This is a genomic window from Streptomyces sp. NPDC000404 (assembly GCF_040300365.1).
GTDB lineage: Bacteria > Actinomycetota > Actinomycetes > Streptomycetales > Streptomycetaceae > Streptomyces > Streptomyces ramulosus.
The window spans coordinates 407,923-425,439 of the sequence record NZ_JBEPDN010000006.1; the positions used below are offsets into that span (position 1 = coordinate 407,923).

The 17,517-nt window shown below is 72.6% G+C and carries 17 protein-coding genes; 14 read left to right on the forward strand and 3 right to left on the reverse strand.

The features are described 5' to 3' along the window. Window positions 1-67: 67 nt before the first annotated feature. Together ABT345_RS14320 and ABT345_RS14325 are read left to right on the forward strand one after the other, a co-directional pair. A complete protein-coding gene (locus tag ABT345_RS14320) occupies window positions 68-757 on the forward strand; it encodes a response regulator (protein WP_345077428.1) in 690 nt (229 codons plus the stop codon). A gap of 232 nt (window positions 758-989) precedes the next feature. Continuing rightward, window positions 990-1,694 carry a glycoside hydrolase family 75 protein gene (locus tag ABT345_RS14325; protein ID WP_345077425.1) on the forward strand — a complete coding sequence of 235 codons (705 nt, stop codon included), beginning with the start codon at window positions 990-992 and terminating at the stop codon, window positions 1,692-1,694. A 74-nt stretch (window positions 1,695-1,768) separates the two neighbouring features. Here ABT345_RS14325 and ABT345_RS14330 read toward each other — a convergent pair whose 3' ends face one another. Further along, window positions 1,769-2,869: a DUF5937 family protein gene (locus ABT345_RS14330; RefSeq protein ID WP_345077422.1), complete on the reverse strand. Its 1,101-nt coding sequence runs from the start codon at window positions 2,867-2,869 to the stop codon at window positions 1,769-1,771. Between the two features lie 99 nt (window positions 2,870-2,968). On the opposite strand from ABT345_RS14330, the gene ABT345_RS14335 reads away from it, so the two are divergent. Next, complete coding sequence (locus tag ABT345_RS14335) at window positions 2,969-3,304, forward strand: hypothetical protein (protein WP_345077419.1); 336 nt, start codon at window positions 2,969-2,971, stop codon at window positions 3,302-3,304. An 87-nt stretch (window positions 3,305-3,391) separates the two neighbouring features. On the opposite strand, the gene ABT345_RS14340 is transcribed toward ABT345_RS14335, so the two are convergent. Then, window positions 3,392-4,618, reverse strand: a complete 1,227-nt coding sequence (locus ABT345_RS14340; RefSeq protein WP_345077416.1) for a threonine aldolase family protein — start codon at window positions 4,616-4,618, stop codon at window positions 3,392-3,394. Between the two features lie 345 nt (window positions 4,619-4,963). On the opposite strand from ABT345_RS14340, the gene ABT345_RS14345 reads away from it, so the two are divergent. The 10 genes from ABT345_RS14345 (at window position 4,964) to ABT345_RS14390 (ending at window position 13,746) form a co-directional block, all read left to right on the forward strand. Beyond that, window positions 4,964-5,992 carry a Rossmann-like and DUF2520 domain-containing protein gene (locus ABT345_RS14345; RefSeq protein ID WP_345077413.1) on the forward strand — a complete coding sequence of 343 codons (1,029 nt, stop codon included), beginning with the start codon at window positions 4,964-4,966 and terminating at the stop codon, window positions 5,990-5,992. After that, window positions 5,989-7,176, forward strand: a complete 1,188-nt coding sequence (gene panC / locus ABT345_RS14350) for a pantoate--beta-alanine ligase (protein WP_345077410.1) — start codon at window positions 5,989-5,991, stop codon at window positions 7,174-7,176. The genes ABT345_RS14345 and panC overlap by 4 nt, the downstream gene beginning before the upstream one ends. Further along, window positions 7,176-9,008 carry an L-aspartate oxidase gene (locus ABT345_RS14355; protein ID WP_345077407.1) on the forward strand — a complete coding sequence of 611 codons (1,833 nt, stop codon included), beginning with the start codon at window positions 7,176-7,178 and terminating at the stop codon, window positions 9,006-9,008. The genes panC and ABT345_RS14355 overlap by 1 nt, the downstream gene beginning before the upstream one ends. Before the next feature lie 65 nt (window positions 9,009-9,073). After that, window positions 9,074-10,138 (forward strand): carboxylating nicotinate-nucleotide diphosphorylase, encoded by a 1,065-nt coding sequence (gene nadC, locus ABT345_RS14360; RefSeq protein WP_345077405.1) that lies wholly within the window; start codon window positions 9,074-9,076, stop codon window positions 10,136-10,138. Window positions 10,139-10,143: 5 nt separating this feature from the next. Next, window positions 10,144-10,941: a type III pantothenate kinase gene (locus ABT345_RS14365; protein ID WP_030289391.1), complete on the forward strand. Its 798-nt coding sequence runs from the start codon at window positions 10,144-10,146 to the stop codon at window positions 10,939-10,941. Between the two features lie 187 nt (window positions 10,942-11,128). After that, window positions 11,129-11,770: a hypothetical protein gene (locus ABT345_RS14370; RefSeq protein WP_345077400.1), complete on the forward strand. Its 642-nt coding sequence runs from the start codon at window positions 11,129-11,131 to the stop codon at window positions 11,768-11,770. A 45-nt stretch (window positions 11,771-11,815) separates the two neighbouring features. Beyond that, a complete protein-coding gene (locus tag ABT345_RS14375) occupies window positions 11,816-11,995 on the forward strand; it encodes a hypothetical protein (protein ID WP_345077397.1) in 180 nt (59 codons plus the stop codon). Window positions 11,996-12,167: 172 nt separating this feature from the next. Then, window positions 12,168-12,725: a BlaI/MecI/CopY family transcriptional regulator gene (locus tag ABT345_RS14380; protein WP_345078530.1), complete on the forward strand. Its 558-nt coding sequence runs from the start codon at window positions 12,168-12,170 to the stop codon at window positions 12,723-12,725. Between the two features lie 9 nt (window positions 12,726-12,734). Next, window positions 12,735-13,253 carry an amino-acid N-acetyltransferase gene (locus tag ABT345_RS14385; RefSeq protein WP_345077393.1) on the forward strand — a complete coding sequence of 173 codons (519 nt, stop codon included), beginning with the start codon at window positions 12,735-12,737 and terminating at the stop codon, window positions 13,251-13,253. 157 nt (window positions 13,254-13,410) lie between these two features. After that, on the forward strand, window positions 13,411-13,746 hold the full coding sequence (locus tag ABT345_RS14390; RefSeq protein WP_030289381.1) for a histone-like nucleoid-structuring protein Lsr2: 336 nt from the start codon (window positions 13,411-13,413) through the stop codon (window positions 13,744-13,746). Here ABT345_RS14390 and ABT345_RS14395 read toward each other — a convergent pair. Next, window positions 13,677-14,417: an SCO3374 family protein gene (locus tag ABT345_RS14395; protein ID WP_345077389.1), complete on the reverse strand. Its 741-nt coding sequence runs from the start codon at window positions 14,415-14,417 to the stop codon at window positions 13,677-13,679. The two genes, ABT345_RS14390 and ABT345_RS14395, sit on opposite strands and share 70 nt — an antisense overlap. A gap of 503 nt (window positions 14,418-14,920) precedes the next feature. Here ABT345_RS14395 and ABT345_RS14400 point away from each other — a divergent pair. Next, the gene (locus ABT345_RS14400; RefSeq protein WP_345077386.1) at window positions 14,921-17,449 is read left to right on the forward strand and encodes an ATP-dependent Clp protease ATP-binding subunit; all 2,529 of its coding nucleotides are present in this window, start codon (window positions 14,921-14,923) and stop codon (window positions 17,447-17,449) included. The last annotated feature ends 68 nt before the right edge of the window (window positions 17,450-17,517 follow it).

The window sequence follows — 17,517 nt, forward strand, 5'->3', positions numbered from 1 at the left end:
GCGTCCGTCCCGTCTCGTTCCTGCGCTCCGCGCACCGTCGTTCCGCATCCGAAGGGAACCCCCTGTCATGACCATCCGAGTGATGCTCGTCGACGATCAGGCGCTCTTGCGCACCGGCTTCCGGATGGTGCTGGCGGCACAGCCCGACATGGAGGTCGTCGCCGAGGCGGGCAACGGCGTGGAGGCGCTGGAGGTGCTGCGGGCCACCAAGGTCGACGTGATCCTCATGGATGTCCGGATGCCGCACCTGGACGGCGTCGAGGCGACGCGGCGGATCTGCGGCGACGGCCGCGCCGAGAACGCGCCGAAGGTGCTGATCCTGACCACCTTCGACCTCGACGAGTACGCGTTCTCCGCGCTCAAGGCCGGGGCCAGCGGCTTCATGCTCAAGGACGTGCCGCCGGGCGAACTGCTCACCGCGATCCGCGCCGTGCACAGCGGCGACGCGGTCGTCGCGCCGTCGACCACCCGCCGGCTGCTGGACCGGTTCACGCCGATGCTGCCCGCCACCAACGCCGAACCGACCCGCCCCGAACTGGGCCGGCTGACGGAGCGCGAGCGGGAGGTCCTGCTGCTGGTGGCGCAGGGCCTGTCGAACGGTGAGATCGCGGCGCGGCTGGTGCTGTCCGAGGCCACGGTCAAGACCCATGTCGGTCGCATCCTCACCAAGCTGAGCCTCCGCGACCGCGTCCAGGCCGTGGTCCTCGCGTACGAGTCGGGGCTGGTGCGGGCGGGAGGCGGGGGAGCGGCGGGCTGACCTGCGCGGGGGCGCGCGCCGCCGGGCCTCGTCGTGGGATGTGCGGGGCGTGCGGGGGCGTCCGGCGGGCGGGGTCCGTGCCGTGCTCGGGGCGGGTTCCGGCTCGTGCTCCGGGCGGGCGGTCCCGGCGGGCCGGGCGGCGCGCCCCGTGCGACTCCTTGACGGGGACACGTAAACGGGAGCAGATTGGGGCCGATCGGTAAGGAAACTTTCCTAATCGAAGGGTTCCCCAGTGCGGACAAGAAGCCTTGCCCTCGCCACCGTCGCCGGCGCCGCGCTGCTCACCGCAGCCGCCCTGCCGGCCTCCGCCCAGGCCACCGCGCCCACCGCCCGGGCCCACCCCGTCCAGGAAGGCAGCGTCAGCGCCGCCGACCTGCTGGCCAAGCTCAAGGACTGCAAACAGCTCTCGAACGGCAAGTACCGCACCGACGAGGAGACCTCCGCCACGGTCCCCGTCTGCGGCAAGAACGGCGCGGTCTTCTGGAAGGCCGACATGGACATCGACTGCGACGGTCAGATCACCGACCAGTGCAACGAAGAGACCGACCCCTGGTTCCAGGACGACACCCGCTTCCACCAGTCGGACGGCAAACCGCTCAACGCCGCCAAGCTGCCGTTCGTCGTCGTGCCCAGCTCCAGCAGCATCTGGGACTACACCAAGAACGGCATCAAGGGCGGCGGCGTCGTCGCCGTCATCTACAACAACCAGGTGGAATACGCCGTCGTCGGGGACACCGGCCCCGACAAGATCATTGGCGAGGCGTCCTACGCGACCGCCAAGAGCCTGGGGATAGACCCCGACCCGGAGACCGGCGGCGCCGACTCCGGCGTCACCTACCTCCTCTTCAAGAACTCCCAGGCATCGCCCATCGAGAGCCACGACGCCGCGGTCAGCCGGGGGGACGAGCTGGCGAAGAAGTTCCTGCAGGAGAACTGAGGGGGTGGGGTGGGGGTAGGTGGGGGGTGGGGCCCCCTCCCCCCTCACCCCCACCCCTCCCTCCCCACCACCCCCTACCGCAGGACCCCCTCCAGGAAGTCGCTGCCGAGACGTGCGACCACCTGGAGGTCCAGCTGGTGCAGCACGTAGCGGCCGCGGCGCCGGGTCTGGATGAGCCCGGCCTTCTTCAGCGCCGCGATGTGCCGGGACACCTCGGGCGCGGTGATGCCGTACGCGGTCGCCAACTCCCCGGTCGTGTGCGGCCCGCGCGACAGCGACCGGCACAGCTTCATCCGCATCGGGTGCGCCAGCGCGTCGAGCCGCTGCTGGACGAGTTCCAGCGTGGCCGGTGCCGGCAACTCGGGGCTCGCCACCGGGTACTGCACCACCGGCCGCCAGCCCGGCGCATGGCTGACCAGCAGGTGGGGCCAGCCGAACGACGTCGGGATGAGCGTCACCCCCGGGTCGTCGTCCTCGAACGCCGTGGTGCGGCCCCCGGCGAGCTTGTCGACGAGGATGCGGGCGCTGCCGCCCGGCCCGCTCTCCAGGGAGAGCGCGGTCGAGGTGGCGGACAGGGTCTCGGCGAGGCCCTTGCGCCGTAGCAGCTCCGTCTTGTGCCGGGCGTCGGCGGCGAGTTGGATGCCGACGCGTCGCCAGATGTCTCCGAAGAACGCCTCCTCACAGTCCTCGAACAGTCTCCTGAGCCAGATCCGCAGCCCGTCCGGGTCGGTGAGCATGCGGTCGGTGAATGCGGCCTGCCGTGGTCCGCGGGCCGCGGCCATCTCCCGTACGCGGGCCCGCTCCTCCGCGTCCACGAGCGGCGACGGGGTGCAGCGGGTGTACGAGGTGGAGCAGGTGATCTCGAAGGCGGCGGCCACGAACCGTTCGTCGTCGATCGTGTCCATCGCATCGAGGTCGTCGGCCAGCGTCGCGCCCGGGCGGGCCGGCAGCAGCAGGTCCGAACGGGCGGACCGCCACAGGAAGTCCGCCTCGCACAGCCGGTCGGCGAGGTCGGTCTTCAGCCCGGACGAGGTCGCCGTGACCCAGCCGTGCAGCCCCGGGTGGTGGCCCGGTTCGGACAGCGCGTGCAGCGCGGCGCCCAGCTCCGCGAGCGGCGACGGCGAGAAGACGATGCGCTCGGGCGGGAGCCCGGTGATGTCGATGACGTTGGCCATGTCCTCATCATGCGTCCGCCCACGACCTGCGGGAACGTCGTTTGACCGCTTCCGTCAATCGACGCGCGCCGCCGCCCGGGGCGGTCGCACAGTGAGGCCATGAACGCCAGCCAGCAGCACCTTCTCGACGCCTACCGTGCCGCACAGCGGGGCGAGGCCCCGCCCGTCCAGCCCGGCGCCGACACCGTCCGTGCCGTCCTCGAAGTTCTCCTGTGGAGACGCTTCACCTCCGTCGTCACCGACCCCGCCGACCGCTTCCCGGCCCGCGCCCTGCGCGCCGTCCGGAGCCTGGGGGCGTCCCTTCCGCGCCCCCGTCCGCTCCACCACGATCCGTCCGCGTCCGCCACCATCGCCCGGCCCGCCGCCGGGCACCCGGTCCGCACCGGGCGACCCGCCGAGGCCGACGCCCGCCGCGCGGCCTCCCCGTGCGGCTAGACGAGACCGCCGGCCCGGGCCCGGAGCCCGGGCCCACGCTGCCGCCGGTCCTGCCCGGCCCGACTCGACCCGCCCCGCCCCGGCCGCTCAGGCGGCGGTGACCCGGGCGACGAAGTCCGCCAGCGCCGCCCGTATCTCGTCCTCCGGCCACTCCAGAGCAGGCGCCTGCACCGTCACCTCCGTGGTCGCCAGGCCCGGGGTGGCGTCCTCGAACCAGGTCTGGAACAGGCTCGTGCCCGTCTCCCGCGCCTGCCGCAGACCGGTGTCGTTCAGCGTCTGTGCCGGATACGGCAGCCACAGCCGGAACTGATGGGTGTGCGGTTCCTGCGGATGTATCCGGAACCACGGCACGGACGACTCGGTCAGCCCCTCCGCCAGGGCCTGTGCGACGACCTTCGCCCGGGCGACGTACGCGGGCAGCCGCGGCAGTTCGGATTCCAGCCCGGCGAGCGCGGTCAGCGCCGTCGGCCACTGCTGGAAGAGCTGCCCGCCGTAGCGGTGCCGCCAGGCGCGGGTCTCCTCGATGAAGCTCTCGCTGCCCACCAGGGCGGCGCCGCCGATGCCGCCGAGCGACTTGTAGAACGAGACGTACACGCTGTCGGCGAGGGCGGCGATCTCCGGGAGCCCGCGCCCGAAGTGGGGCGTGCACTCCCACAGGCGCGCCCCGTCGAAGTGGATCACCGCGTCCCGCTCCCGCGCCGCCTCGACGGTCGCCGTCAGCTCGTCCCACCCGGGCAGGACGAATCCGGCGTCCCGCAGCGGCAGTTCCAGTGCCAGCGCGCCGAACGGCTCCTGCAACGCATGGACCTCATCGGCCGTCGCGATGCGCGGCTCACCGGTCGGGTGGACCATCCGCAGGCCGCTGACCGTGGCATACGCGTCGCGCTCGTGGACCTCCATGTGGGACAACGGGTGGCCGGCGACGGTGGCGTTGCCGGTGCGCCCGGCCCAGCAGCGCAGGGCCACCTGCTGCGCCATCGTCCCCGTGGGGAAGAACGCGGCGGCCTCGGCGCCCAGGGCGTCGGCGGTGCGGCGCTCCAGCTCGCCGACGATGCCGTCGTCGTTGCCGTACATGTCGGGCCAGCCGTCGAGGTCGTAGACGCCCGGGGCGTTTGCGAAGAGGCCGTCGAGGCGTTCGCGGAGGGTCTGCGGCCGGGCGGCCAGGCTCCGCTTCGCGCCGCGCGCCGCCGCGAGCCGGCGGTGCCGCTCGCCGGAGCCCGGCCCCGCGTCAGGGCCGGTGTCTTGCTCCGGAGGTGTGTGCCGGTCGGGCTGCCGGGTGGGCTGGTCGTGGTCGTGCCGGGTGTTGCCGTGCATGGTCTCCCCCGTCCGTGCCGGTCTCCGCCGAGCCGGTGCTCCGCGTCGTTGCCTCGATGATGTCGTACGCGGCGCTGTCGCCGCTCAGCCTGTGGAAAAGTCTCCGGGACGTACCGAAAATGCGCTTCTGACCTGCAGAAATCGGAAGTCAAGACTTTTGCGGAAGGAGTTGCGGGCGGGCGTCGCGCGGCAGTCGGGCAGGGTCCGGCGGCGGCGTGGACGGCGGGGCGGCAGGCGGCCGGGCGGTGCCCGTCGCCGGGTCCGGGGGCGGCCAAGGGCACTCGCGTAGCATGGCGATGAATCGTCCGGTACCCCCTGAGGACTGGAACGGAAGGCCATCGCCACGTGAACGCAATCCCGCCCATCGAGGCCCAGGACCGCCCGGCCCGACTGACCGTCGGCGTTGTCGGAGCCGGTCGTGTCGGCCCCGCTCTCGCCGCTTCGCTGCAACTGGCCGGGCACCGTCCGGTCGCCGTCTCCGGGGTCTCCGACGCCTCCGTACGGCGCGCGGCGGCCCTGCTGCCCGAAGTGCCGCTGGTGCCGCCCGCCGAGGTGCTGGCCCGCGCCGACCTCGTCCTGCTGACCGTCCCCGACGACGCGCTGGCCGGCCTGGTCGCGGGCCTCGCCGAGACCGGCGCGGTACGCCCGGGGCAGCTGCTCGTGCACACCTCGGGCCGCTACGGGACGGCCGTGCTGGACCCGGCCACCAGGGCGGGCGCACTGCCGCTCGCGCTCCACCCGGCGATGACGTTCACCGGCACGCCCGTCGACGTCCAGCGGCTGGCCGGCTGCTCCTTCGGGGTCACCTCGCCCGAGGAGCTGCGGATGGCCGCCGAAGCCCTGGTCATCGAGATGGGCGGGGAGCCCGAGTGGATCGCGGAGGAGGCCCGTCCGCTCTACCACGCGGCCCTGGCGATCGGCGCGAACCACCTGGTCACGCTGGTCGCGCAGGCGATGGAACTGCTCCGTACCGCCGGTGTCGGGGCGCCCGACCGGATGCTCGGCCCGCTGCTCGGCGCGGCCCTCGACAACGCCCTCCGCTCCGGTGACGCCGCCCTGACCGGCCCGGTGGCGCGCGGCGACGCGGGCACCGTGGCCGCGCACGTCGCCGAGTTGCGCAGGCACGCGCCGCAGACCGTCGCCGGTTACCTGGCGATGGCCCGGACGACGGCCGACCGCGCGCTGGCGCACGGCCTGCTCAAGCCGGAACTGGCCGAGGACCTGCTCGGCGTCCTCGCCGACACCGCGCCCCGGGGACGCCCAGGCGCCCCCGAGGACGGCAGCCCGGGCCCCGCGCCCGAGGGAGACGAGCGCCCCGAGGGAGACAAGGGCTCCGAGGGCGACGAAGGACCCGAGGGAGACGACGCCCGATGACCACCGCCACCCCGGGCCCGCACCCGGCCCCCGCCCCCGGCCGGGCCGCCGTTCCCCAACTCCTCCACACCGCCGCCGCACTGCGCTCCACGGCGCGCGGCGACGGTCCGCGCGCCGTCGTCATGACCATGGGCGCCCTCCACGAAGGGCACGCCACCCTGGTGCGCGCCGCCCGCGAACGGGTCGGGCCGCGCGGCCAGGTGGTCGTCACGGTCTTCGTCAACCCGCTGCAGTTCGGCGCGGGCGAGGACCTCGACCGCTACCCGCGCACCTTGGACGCCGATGTCCGCGTCGCCGCCGCGGCGGGCGCCGACGTCGTCTTCGCACCGTCCGTCGACGAGGTCTACCCGGGCGGCGAACCGCAGGTCAGGATCGCCGCCGGGCCGATGGGCACGCGCCTGGAGGGCGCCAGCCGCCCCGGGCACTTCGACGGCGTCCTCACCGTCGTCGCCAAGCTGCTGCACCTGACCGGCCCGGACGTGGCGCTGTTCGGCGAGAAGGACGCGCAGCAGCTCGCCGTCATCACCAAGATGGCCGCCGACCTGAACTTCCCCGTGGAGATCGTCGGCGTCCCCACCGTCCGGGAGGACGACGGACTGGCCCGCTCCAGCCGCAACCGCTACCTCTCCGCCGCCGAACGCCGCACCGCCCTGGCGCTGTCCACGGCGCTGTTCGCCGCCCGGGACCGGCTCACCGCCGAGGAGGCGCTGCGCGCCCGCGCCGGCGGCGACGGACCCCGCTCCCAGCGCCGCTCCGAGGCGCTCGCCGCCCTCGGCGAGGAACGGGCCGCCGCGGACGCCCACGCCGTCGCACGGGCCGCCGCGGGGCGCCCGGGGCCCGCCGTGGCGCGCGCCGCCGCCCACGCCGTCCTCACCGACGCCGCCCACCTCGAACCGCCGCTGGAGCTGGACTACCTCGCGCTCGTCGACCCGTCGGACTTCACCGAGGTCCCCGACGGCTACGAGGGCGAAGCGGTCCTGGCGCTCGCCGCCCGTGTCGGTACCACCCGCCTCATCGACAACATCCGCCTCCACTTCGGGCCCCGAACTTCCCCGGCGGACGCGCACACCCCCGGCGCGAGCCAGGGGACCGTGCGCCCCCGCGGCGGGGCGGCCGTAACCTCACCGCAGGCCCCCGGCGGGGCCCCGTCCGACGAACCCCAAGGCCCCCTCGGAGCGTCCTGATGACCGCCACCGGAACCGCCGCCGTCCCCGGCCCCACCGGCATACGGCTGACCGCGCCCGCCCCGGGCTGGGCCATCGACGCCGATGTCGTCGTCGTGGGCTCCGGCGTCGCGGGCCTGACCGCCGCGCTGCGCTGCGCCGCCGCCGGACGCCGCACCGTCGTCGTCACCAAGGCGCGCCTGGACGACGGCTCCACCCGATGGGCGCAGGGCGGCATCGCCGCCGCCCTGGGGGAGGGCGACACCCCCGAACAGCACCTGGCGGACACCCTCGTCGCCGGCGCCGGACTCTGCGACGAGGAGGCCGTCCGCACCCTCGTCACCGAAGGGCCCGCCGCCGTCGGCCGCCTGATCGAAGCCGGCGCCCGCTTCGACACCACCCCGGGCGGCGAGGACATCGCGCTCACCCGGGAGGGCGGCCACCACCGGCGCCGCATCGCGCACGCCGGGGGCGACGCGACCGGCGCGGAGATCTCCCGCGCGCTGGTCGCCGCGGTCCGCGCCGCCGGGCTGCGCACCGTCGAGAACGCGCTCGTCCTCGACCTGCTGACCGACGACCGGGGCCGTACCGCGGGCGTCACCCTGCACGTGATGGACGAGGGCCGCCACGACGGCGTGGGCGCCGTGCACGCCCCCGCCGTGGTCCTCGCCACCGGCGGCATGGGCCAGGTCTTCTCCGCGACCACCAACCCGGCCGTCTCCACCGGTGACGGCGTCGCTCTCGCCCTACGGGCCGGGGCGGAGGTCTCCGACCTGGAGTTCGTGCAGTTCCACCCGACGGTCCTCTACCTGGGCGCGGAAGCGGAAGGCCAGCAGCCGCTCATCTCCGAGGCGGTCCGCGGCGAGGGCGCCCATCTGGTCGACGCGGACGGCCACCGCTTCATGGTGGGACAGCACGAACTCGCCGAACTCGCGCCGCGCGACATCGTCGCCAAGGCCATCATGCGCCGCGCCCACGAGACCGGCACCGACCACATGTTCCTCGACGCCCGGCACTTCGGCGCCGCCATGTGGGAGACCCGCTTCCCCACCATCCTCGCCGCCTGCCGCAGCCACGGCATCGACCCCGTCACCCAGCCGATCCCGGTGGCCCCGGCCGCCCACTACGCCTCCGGGGGCATCCGCACCGACCTGTGGGGCCGCACGACCGTCCCCGGGCTCTACGCCTGCGGTGAGGTCGCCTGCACCGGCGTCCACGGGGCGAACCGCCTCGCCTCCAACTCCCTCCTGGAGGGCCTGGTCTTCGCCGAACGCATCGCGGCGGACCTCGCCCCGGGTGAGCCGGACCCGGCCGCCCCGGAGGACACCACCGCCGCCCCCGAGGGCGCGCCCGTCCCCGCCGCCTCCCCCCGGGCCACCGCCCTCCCCCTGCTCGCCCCCGAGGCGCGCACCCAGGTGCAGCGCGTCATGACGGCGGGCGCCGGGGTGCTGCGCAGCGCCCGCAGCCTCGCGCGGGCCGCCGACGCGCTCGACCGGCTCCACCGGGACGCGGCCGCGGCCACCGGCGACGACGCCACCGACCTCAAGGCGCCCGCGCCCGGCGTCGAGGCGTGGGAGGCCACCAACCTGCTGTGCGTCGCCCGGGTGCTCGTCGCCGCGGCACAGCGCCGGGAGGAGACCCGCGGCTGCCACTGGCGCGAGGACCACCCCGGGCGCGACGACACCGCCTGGCGCCGCCACTTCCGCATCACCCTCGGCCCCGGCCGCACCCCGGTCGTCCACACCACCGAGACCGCCGCCTTCCCGCCGACGGCACCGGGCGCACCGGGCCCGGGCACGCCCGCCCCCGGCGCACCGTCCCCCGTACACGCCCCCGGCGCAGCGACCGCCTGACGCGCCCCCACCGGACCGTCTCACCACCCGCCACCACCCGCCTCATCCCGATTCGGAGCCCACCCGTGAGCAGCACCCCCGACGACCTCCCCCTCCTCCAGATCGGCATCGGCAGGCCGTCGGCCCAGACGCCCGCCGGTGGCGGCTGCGGCGACGCCTGCGGCTGCGGCGGGCCCGACGAGGGCTACGACATCGACCCGCTGACCTGCGGCCTCGACCCGGACCTCGCCGCACTCCTGGCGGCCTCCGGGCTCGACCCCGTCCAGGTGGAGGACATCGCGAACCTCGCCCTGGAGGAGGACCTCGACCAGGGCGTGGACGTCACCACCGTCGCGACCGTCCCCGAGAAGTCCGTGTCCACCGGCGACTTCACCGCCCGCCAGGCCGGTACGGTCGCCGGGCTCCGGGTCGCCGAGGCGGTGCTCTCCCTGGTGTGCACCGAGGAGTTCGAGGTCGAGCGGCACGTCGAGGACGGCGACCGCGTCGAGGCCGGCACCACCCTCCTCAGCGTCACCACCCGCACCCGCGACCTGCTCACCGCCGAGCGCAGCGCCCTCAACCTCCTGGGCCGCCTCTCCGGCATCGCCACCGCCACCCGCGCCTGGGCCGACGCCCTGGAGGGCACCGGCGCCAAGGTCCGCGACACCCGTAAGACCACCCCGGGGCTGCGCGCCCTGGAGAAGTTCGCGGTGCGCTGCGGCGGCGGCGTCAACCACCGCATGTCGCTGTCGGACGCCGCGCTGATCAAGGACAACCACGTCATCGCGGCGGGCGGCGTCGCCGCGGCGTTCACCGCCGTCCGCGACGAGTTCCCCGGCGTGCCGATCGAGGTCGAGGTCGACCGCCTCGACCAGATCCCGCCGATCCTCGCCGAGGGCGCCGACCTGATCCTCCTGGACAACTTCACCCCGGAGCAGACCGAGGAGGCCGTCGCCCTCGTGGCGGGCCGCGCGATCCTGGAGTCCTCCGGGCGCCTCACCCTGGACAACGCCGCCCGGTACGGCCGCACCGGCGTCGACTTCCTCGCCGTCGGCGCCCTCACCCACTCCGCGCCCGTCCTCGACATCGGCCTCGACCTGCGCGAAGAGGCCCCCGCCACCGCCCCGGCCGCCGACGACGAGGACCGCTGACCGCCATGCTGCTGACCATTGACGTGGGCAACACCCACACCGTCCTCGGGCTCTTCGACGGCGAGGACATCGTCGAGCACTGGCGGATCTCCACCGATGCCCGCCGCACCGCCGACGAACTCGCCGTCCTGCTGCACGGCCTGATGGGCATGCACCCGCTCCTGGGCGACGACCTCGGCGACGGCATCGACGGCATCGCCATCTGCTCCACCGTCCCCTCCGTCCTGCACGAACTGCGCGAGGTCACCCGCCGCTACTACGGCGATGTCCCGGCCGTCCTGGTGGAGCCCGGCGTCAAGACCGGTGTGCCGATCCTCATGGACAACCCCAAGGAGGTCGGCGCCGACCGGATCATCAACTCGCTGGCCGCCGTCGAGCTGTACGGCGGCCCCGCCGTCGTCGTCGACTTCGGCACCGCCACCACCTTCGACGCGGTCAGCGCCCGCGGCGAGTACGTCGGCGGCGTCATCGCGCCCGGTATCGAGATCTCCGTCGACGCCCTCGGCGTCCGGGGCGCCCAGCTCCGCAAGATCGAACTGGCCCGGCCGCGCAGCGTCATCGGCAAGAACACCGTCGAGGCGATGCAGTCCGGCATCCTCTACGGCTTCGCCGGCCAGGTCGACGGCGTCGTCCGCCGGATGGCCCGCGAACTCGCCGACGACCCGGACGACGTGACCGTCATCGCCACCGGCGGCCTCGCCCCGATGGTCCTGGGCGAGGCCACCGAGATCGACGAGCACGAACCGTGGCTCACCCTGATCGGCCTCCGCCTCGTCCACGAACGCAACGTCGCCCGCTCCTGACCCGCCCGGGAGCGGGCGCGGCCCCCGCGCCCGGACCCCGCCCGAACGGCCCGCACGGCCCCGGGGACGCGCCCACCGAGGCGCCTCCCCGGGGCCGTGCCCCGTTCCGCGCATCCCGGGGCCACACCCCACGCCACCTAAATCGCATTAAGCGGCTTTTGTCCTAGTTGCACGTAAAGTCCGCTGCATGCCTATGCCATACGGAACCCGCGGCGGCATGGTGTTCAGCGCCGACGAACTGCGCGTGCTCCGCCGCGCCCTCGCCCATGCCCGCCGGTCGACGTCCGCCGCCCCGCCCGGCCCCGCCGGACCCGACCGCCCGGTGGAGCCGCAGGAGTACCTCCGGCTGGCCGAGGCCGTCGACGAGGCGGCGCGCGAGGGCGCCCGGCTGCGCGCCTTCCTCCTCGCCGACCTCGCCCGCTACCGCGCCGCCCTCCCCGGCGCTGCCCCCGGCTACCTCGCCCGCCTCGACGAGGCGCTCGCCGCCGGCTGCGCCCCCGGAGCCGACGACCTCGCCGCCCTGCGCGCCCTCGCCCCCCGGGCCGCCGAGGGTGCCCGCCGCACCGGACTGCTGCGCCGCTGCGAGGCCGCCACCGGGCGCGCCGCCCCCGCCCGCCCGGTGGACGCCCGCCGGCTGACCCTGCCGGGCGCCCGCAGCGCCGGGGAGCCCCGCCCCGCGCCCCGCCGCCCCGCACCCGACCCCGCGGCCAAGCCCGCCCCGCGGCCCGCGCCCAAGGAGCCGCGGCCCGAGCGCCCGGTGCCCACGCCGGGAGAGGTCTTCCCGCGCCGCCGTCGCCCCGCGCAGCCCCCCGCGGCCCGTACGGCCTGAGCGCTGCGTACCCTGGAATCCTCACGCCCCGAGGAGGCCCCCGCCATGGATTACGTCGCCGCGCTCTTCCCGCCCGCTCTCATGGCCGTGGCGTTCACCGCGCTGATTGTGGTCATGGTCAAGAGTCAGGGCGGTGCGAACAAGGCCAAGGAAGACGCCGCGGTGGATGCCGCGTTCGCCGAATCCGCCGCCTCCGGCCAGGAGCCCACCACCCGCGGCGCCTGACCTTCCGCACAATCCGGCGACACCGCCATCCGCACTTCGTACGGCCCGGGATTCCCTCCCGGGCCGTACCTCGTTTTTCCCGTGCAAACGCACCCGATGAACCGGCAATCGCGACATCTCCCACTATTCTTCAAGTGTGCCGAGACCATTGGGTGATCTGGAAGACGCCGTCATGACGCGGGTCTGGGAGTGGAACCGCCCGGTCACCGTCCGGGAAGTTCTGGAAGACCTGCAGAAGGAACGGTCGATCGCGTACACGACCGTCATGACGGTATTGGACAACCTTCACCAGAAGGGCTGGGTCCGGCGCGAAGCGGAAGGCCGCGCCTATCGATATGAGGCGGTCTCCACCCGCGCCGCATACTCGGCCGCACTGATGCACGAAGCCTGGTCCGCGAGTGACAACCCGGCGGCCGCTCTTGTCACGTTCTTCGGCATGATGTCGCCCGAACAACGCACCGCTCTGCGCGATGCCGTACGTATGGTTCAGATCGATGCATCGGCCCCGCCCGCGGAACTCGCCGACACCACGGAAGCCCCCGTCGCCCCCGAACAGACATCCGGCGCCGGGCCCGCCGCGGAAGCGCCGGACACCCCGCCGGAAGCCCCTCGCCGGAAGACCGCCCGGGCGCCCGCCGCGGCGTCGGAAGAAGTCACGGAAGAGCCCCGCCGCACCACCCCGGCGGAAGGCGAAGAACCCGGAGCGGACGCGAGCGCCGCGGAGCGATAGCGTCGCCGCATGCCTCCGCATTCAAAAGGGCTCACGATCCGCCGCGCCAGGACCGCCGATGTGCCCGCCGTACGCCACCTCATCGACTCGTACTCCCGTGACGGCATCCTGCTCGACAAAGCCACCGTCACGCTTTACGAGGACATCCAGGAGTTCTGGGTCGCCGAGCGCGACGAGGACGGCGAGGTCGTCGGCTGCGGTGCGCTCCACGTGATGTGGGAAGACCTCGCCGAGGTCCGCACCCTCGCCGTGGACCCGCAGCTCAAGGGCACCGGCGTCGGCCACCAGGTCCTGGACAAGCTGCTGCGGACCGCGAGCTGGCTCGGCGTGCGGCGCATTTTCTGTCTCACCTTCGAAGTCGACTTCTTCGCCAAGCACGGCTTCGTCGAGATCGGTGAGACCCCCGTGGACGGTGATGTCTACAGCGAGCTGCTGCGTTCCTATGACGAGGGAGTGGCGGAGTTCCTCGGTCTCGAACGAGTGAAGCCCAACACCCTGGGCAACAGCCGCATGCTTCTGCACCTCTGACCGGCGTTCTATGTCCGAATCGCGCCCCTATCCCATGGCCAGGACACGACGCGTTCCCCGGTGCGCGGGCAAGTGAACCCTACCCGGGGGTTTGTGTTTTTCCGGGAAAAGCGGTTTGCTTTCCGTCGTAATCCGCATTCGATGAAAGGGAAACCCGGTGGCACAGAAGGTTCAGGTTCTTCTTGTCGACGACCTCGACGGTGGCGAGGCCGACGAGACCGTGACGTTCTCTCTCGACGGCAAGTCCTACGAGATCGACCTCACCACCGCCAACGCGGACAAGCTGCGTGAGTCTCTTGCCGACTTCGTGAAGGCCGGCCGTCGTACCGGTGGCCGTTCCGCTTCCGGTCGCGGCAAGGCGCGTGCGGCTTCGGGCGGCAGCCAGGACACCGCGAAGGTGCGCGCTTGGGCCAAGGAGAACGGCTACAACGTCAATGACCGCGGCCGTGTCCCCGCCGACATTCGCGAGGCATACGAGAAGGCCAACGGCTGATCGCCTCCGGCGCGATCCGTTTGGTCATTACGAGCACGCAGCAACCGGGCCCGGTGGCATTCCGTCGCCGCCGCGCTCACGAGCCGTACGAGGTCGGGGACGCAACCGCGCTCCCCGAAACCTGCCCCGATCCCCGTGACGGGCAGGGAATTCTCGGCCTCGTATCCCGGTTCGGGAGGCCGCACCCATACCGCGGCCTCCCGTGAGCCGATTGCGCATGATGACGGTCCGGAAGTGGGGAATGACGGAGCGGGCATCCGCTCTCCGGCGCCCCGTGCCGTGAGATCGGGCACGAGTGTGTCCCACTCCAGCCATTCCAGGATTCCGGGCAGTTCCTCGGCGCCGCCCGCCGCCACGAGCATGAGTATTTTCGGCCGATCGACGCGGGAAATCCCGTCGGCCCCGGACGGAACACTTCCGGCACGGCAACCCGCCGCCCCGGGGCCGGACGGCGCACAGAGGCGACCGCCCAGGAGTGCGGCCGGCCCGGTGCCCGGCAGCCGCCGCAGCACCGCCCAGCCCGCCTCCGCAGGCATCTCCAGCACGTCGAACCGCACCCCCGTCAGCAGCTCCACCGGCTCCCCGCCGGCCGTCGGCCAGCGGAGTTCCCGCTCGTACCAGCGGCGTACGGCGGCAAGGGGCACACGGGGACGCGGGAGCGCGCTGACCATGCCCGGTGCAACTGCCGGAAACCCCGAAGGTTACGTTGGGTCGGGGCGGCAGAACGCTCCGTGTCCGTCCGGGTGGCGGGCAGCGGTCCGGAACGGTCCGGCGCTGTTCGCCCGTAGCGGATGGAAGGGGCCCGTGTCGCATGGAGTGTCAGTGGCGGCGGGTAAGACATTCATCATGGGAAAAGACGGTGTGACGGCGTTCGGCGCCCGGATATCGGCATCTCGGCCGGTTTCCCGGACGGCGCGCCGGAACGGGCCGCGTTCGCCACGGGCGTAGTGGTGGTGGGCGTATATGCCTGGCCTGCGGGAACATCGTCTCGCACCATCGGGTTGGAGCAGTTGTCGGCTGTTCGGGGCAGGTGACGTCCCTACGAGAGTGGGGTGAGCTGCGTACGGGTGTCGGCAGTTGGAATGAGCTGTCCCGCCCTGCGGGACTAGCATGCGGAAGGACAGGGAGGGGACCGCCCCCTTCACTGCCCGACCGCTCTGAGGAGCGATTTACGATGTTCGAGAGGTTCACCGACCGCGCGCGGCGGGTTGTCGTCCTGGCTCAGGAAGAAGCCCGGATGCTCAACCACAACTACATCGGCACCGAGCACATTCTCCTGGGCCTGATCCACGAGGGTGAGGGTGTCGCCGCTAAGGCCCTGGAGAGCCTCGGGATTTCGCTCGAGGCGGTCCGCCAGCAGGTGGAGGAGATCATCGGGCAGGGCCAGCAGGCTCCGTCCGGCCACATTCCCTTCACTCCCCGTGCCAAGAAGGTCCTGGAGCTCTCGCTCCGCGAGGCCCTTCAGCTCGGCCACAACTACATCGGCACCGAGCACATCCTGCTCGGCCTGATCCGCGAGGGCGAGGGCGTCGCCGCCCAGGTCCTCGTGAAGCTGGGCGCCGATCTCAACCGGGTGCGGCAGCAGGTCATCCAGCTGCTCTCCGGCTACCAGGGCAAGGAAGCCGCCACCGCGGGCGGCCCCGCCGAGGGCACGCCCTCGACCTCCCTCGTCCTGGACCAGTTCGGCCGCAATCTCACGCAGGCCGCCCGGGAGACCAAGCTCGACCCGGTCATCGGGCGCGAGAAGGAAATCGAGCGGGTCATGCAGGTGCTGTCCCGCCGCACCAAGAACAACCCGGTCCTCATCGGCGAGCCCGGCGTCGGCAAGACCGCCGTCGTCGAAGGCCTGGCGCAGGCCATCGTCAAGGGTGAGGTGCCCGAGACCCTCAAGGACAAGCACCTCTACACCCTCGACCTCGGCGCGCTGGTCGCCGGCTCCCGCTACCGCGGTGACTTCGAGGAGCGCCTGAAGAAGGTCCTCAAGGAGATCCGCACCCGCGGCGACATCATCCTGTTCATCGACGAGCTGCACACGCTGGTCGGTGCGGGCGCCGCCGAGGGCGCGATCGACGCCGCCTCCATCCTCAAGCCGATGCTGGCCCGCGGTGAGCTGCAGACCATCGGTGCCACCACGCTCGACGAGTACCGCAAGCACCTGGAGAAGGACGCGGCCCTGGAGCGCCGCTTCCAGCCCATCCAGGTCGCGGAGCCGTCGCTGCCGCACACCATCGAGATCCTCAAGGGCCTGCGGGACCGCTACGAGGCGCACCACCGGGTGTCCATCACGGACTCCGCGCTGGTCGCCGCGGCCACCCTCGCCGACCGCTACATCTCGGACCGCTTCCTGCCGGACAAGGCCATCGACCTCATCGACGAGGCCGGCTCCCGGATGCGCATCCGCCGGATGACCGCGCCGCCGGACCTCCGCGAGTTCGACGAGAAGATCGCCGACGTGCGCCGCGAGAAGGAGTCCGCGATCGACTCGCAGGACTTCGAGATGGCCGCCGGTCTCCGCGACAAGGAGAAGCAGCTCCTGGCCGCGAAGACGAAGCGGGAGAAGGAGTGGAAGGCCGGCGACATGGACGTCGTCGCCGAGGTGGACGAGGAGCTGATCGCCGAGGTTCTGGCGACGGCCACCGGCATCCCGGTCTTCAAGCTCACCGAGGAGGAGTCCTCCCGGCTGCTGCGGATGGAAGACGAGCTGCACAAGCGCGTCATCGGCCAGAAGGACGCCATCAAGGCGCTCTCGCAGGCCATCCGCCGTACCCGTGCCGGCCTGAAGGACCCGAAGCGTCCCGGCGGATCGTTCATCTTCGCCGGCCCGTCCGGTGTCGGTAAGACGGAGCTGTCCAAGACGCTCGCCGAGTTCCTCTTCGGCGACGAGGACGCGCTGATCTCCCTCGACATGTCGGAGTTCAGCGAGAAGCACACCGTCTCGCGTCTCTTCGGTTCGCCTCCCGGCTACGTCGGCTACGAAGAGGGCGGCCAGCTCACCGAGAAGGTGCGCCGCAAGCCGTTCTCCGTCGTGCTCTTCGACGAGGTCGAGAAGGCCCACCCGGACATCTTCAACTCGCTGCTGCAGATCCTGGAGGACGGTCGCCTGACCGACTCCCAGGGCCGGGTCGTGGACTTCAAGAACACCGTCATCATCATGACGACGAACCTCGGCACCCGGGACATCTCCAAGGGCTTCAACCTGGGCTTCGCCGCCCAGGGCGACGTCAAGACCGGCTACGAGCGGATGAAGAACAAGGTCAACGAGGAGCTGAAGCAGCACTTCCGCCCCGAGTTCCTCAACCGTGTCGACGACACCGTCGTCTTCCACCAGCTCACCGAGGAAGACATCATCCAGATCGTCGACCTCATGATCGCCAAGGTGGACGAGCGGCTGAAGGACCGCGACATGGGCATCGAGCTGAGCTCCGAGGCCAAGTCGCTGCTCGCCAAGCGCGGGTACGACCCGGTGCTCGGCGCCCGTCCGCTGCGTCGCACGATCCAGCGCGAGATCGAGGACACCCTCTCCGAGAAGATCCTCTTCAACGAGCTGCGCCCCGGTCACATCGTGGTCGTCGACGTGGAGGGCGAGGGCGACGCCGCCAAGTTCACCTTCCGCGGCGAGGAGAAGTCGGCCCTGCCGGACGCGCCGCCGATCGAGTCGGCGACCGGTGGGTCGGGTCCGACGAACCTGAGCAAGGACGCGTAAGCGTTACGGCCTGCGCGGAGCGCAGTAGCGGTACGTACGACACCGCCCCGGACCGGTTTCGGTTCGGG